Raw genomic sequence first — 2561 nt, 5'->3', positions numbered from 1 at the left:
CAAATTGCTTGGGTGTTATATGGTCAAGCCTCACGGGCAATTAGTATTGGTTAGCTCAACGCCTCACAGCGCTTACACACCCAACCTATCAACGTCGTAGTCTTCGACGGCCCTTTAGGGAACTCAAGGTTCCAGTGAGATCTCATCTTGAGGCAAGTTTCCCGCTTAGATGCTTTCAGCGGTTATCTTTTCCGAACATAGCTACCCGGCAATGCCACTGGCGTGACAACCGGAACACCAGAGGTTCGTCCACTCCGGTCCTCTCGTACTAGGAGCAGCCCCTCTCAAATCTCAAACGTCCACGGCAGATAGGGACCGAACTGTCTCACGACGTTCTAAACCCAGCTCGCGTACCACTTTAAATGGCGAACAGCCATACCCTTGGGACCGGCTTCAGCCCCAGGATGTGATGAGCCGACATCGAGGTGCCAAACACCGCCGTCGATATGAACTCTTGGGCGGTATCAGCCTGTTATCCCCGGAGTACCTTTTATCCGTTGAGCGATGGCCCTTCCATACAGAACCACCGGATCACTAAGACCTACTTTCGTACCTGCTCGACGTGTCTGTCTCGCAGTCAAGCGCGCTTTTGCCTTTATACTCTACGACCGATTTCCGACCGGTCTGAGCGCACCTTCGTACTCCTCCGTTACTCTTTAGGAGGAGACCGCCCCAGTCAAACTACCCACCATACACTGTCCTCGATCCGGATAACGGACCTGAGTTAGAACCTCAAAGTTGCCAGGGTGGTATTTCAAGGATGGCTCCACGCGAACTGGCGTCCACGCTTCAAAGCCTCCCACCTATCCTACACAAGCAAATTCAAAGTCCAGTGCAAAGCTATAGTAAAGGTTCACGGGGTCTTTCCGTCTAGCCGCGGATACACTGCATCTTCACAGCGATTTCAATTTCACTGAGTCTCGGGTGGAGACAGCGCCGCCATCGTTACGCCATTCGTGCAGGTCGGAACTTACCCGACAAGGAATTTCGCTACCTTAGGACCGTTATAGTTACGGCCGCCGTTTACCGGGGCTTCGATCAAGAGCTTCGCGTTAGCTAACCCCATCAATTAACCTTCCGGCACCGGGCAGGCGTCACACCCTATACGTCCACTTTCGTGTTTGCAGAGTGCTGTGTTTTTAATAAACAGTCGCAGCGGCCTGGTATCTTCGACCGGCATGGGCTTACGGAGCAAGTCCTTCACCCTCACCGGCGCACCTTCTCCCGAAGTTACGGTGCCATTTTGCCTAGTTCCTTCACCCGAGTTCTCTCAAGCGCCTTGGTATTCTCTACCCAACCACCTGTGTCGGTTTGGGGTACGGTTCCCGGTTATCTGAAGCTTAGAAGCTTTTCTTGGAAGCATGGCATCAACCACTTCGTCGCCTAAAGGCAACTCGTCATCAGCTCTCGGCCTTAGAATCCCGGATTTACCTAAGATTCCAGCCTACCACCTTAAACTTGGACAACCAACGCCAAGCTGGCCTAGCCTTCTCCGTCCCTCCATCGCAATAACCGGAAGTACAGGAATATTAACCTGTTTTCCATCGACTACGCTTTTCAGCCTCGCCTTAGGGACCGACTAACCCTGCGTCGATTAACGTTGCGCAGGAAACCTTGGTCTTTCGGCGTGGGTGTTTTTCACACCCATTGTCGTTACTCATGTCAGCATTCGCACTTCTGATACCTCCAGCAAGCTTCTCAACTCACCTTCACAGGCTTACAGAACGCTCCTCTACCGCATCACCCAAAGGGTGATACCCGTAGCTTCGGTGCATGGTTTGAGCCCCGTTACATCTTCCGCGCAGGCCGACTCGACTAGTGAGCTATTACGCTTTCTTTAAAGGGTGGCTGCTTCTAAGCCAACCTCCTAGCTGTCTAAGCCTTCCCACATCGTTTCCCACTTAACCATGACTTTGGGACCTTAGCTGACGGTCTGGGTTGTTTCCCTTTTCACGACGGACGTTAGCACCCGCCGTGTGTCTCCCATGCTCGGCACTTGTAGGTATTCGGAGTTTGCATCGGTTTGGTAAGTCGGGATGACCCCCTAGCCGAAACAGTGCTCTACCCCCTACAGTGATACATGAGGCGCTACCTAAATAGCTTTCGAGGAGAACCAGCTATCTCCGAGCTTGATTAGCCTTTCACTCCGATCCACAGGTCATCCGCTAACTTTTCAACGGTAGTCGGTTCGGTCCTCCAGTCAGTGTTACCTAACCTTCAACCTGCCCATGGATAGATCGCCCGGTTTCGGGTCTATACCCAGCGACTAAACGCCCTATTAAGACTCGCTTTCGCTACGCCTCCCCTATTCGGTTAAGCTCGCCACTGAATATAAGTCGCTGACCCATTATACAAAAGGTACGCAGTCACAGAACAAAGTCTGCTCCCACTGCTTGTACGCATACGGTTTCAGGATCTATTTCACTCCCCTCTCCGGGGTTCTTTTCGCCTTTCCCTCACGGTACTAGTTCACTATCGGTCAGTCAGTAGTATTTAGCCTTGGAGGATGGTCCCCCCATATTCAGACAAAGTTTCTCGTGCTCCGTCCTACTCGATTTCAT

General features: G+C 52.2%; 1 rRNA gene. It reads right to left on the bottom strand.

The features are described 5' to 3' along the window. Nucleotides 1–19: 19 nt before the first annotated feature. Nucleotides 20–2561 (bottom strand): 23S ribosomal RNA (locus AC0Z2B_RS32410); the annotation flags it as partial.

It is taken from the genome of Pseudomonas sp. GYB4201, assembly GCF_056312595.1.
This window is presented reverse-complemented; position numbering and strand designations above follow the sequence as displayed.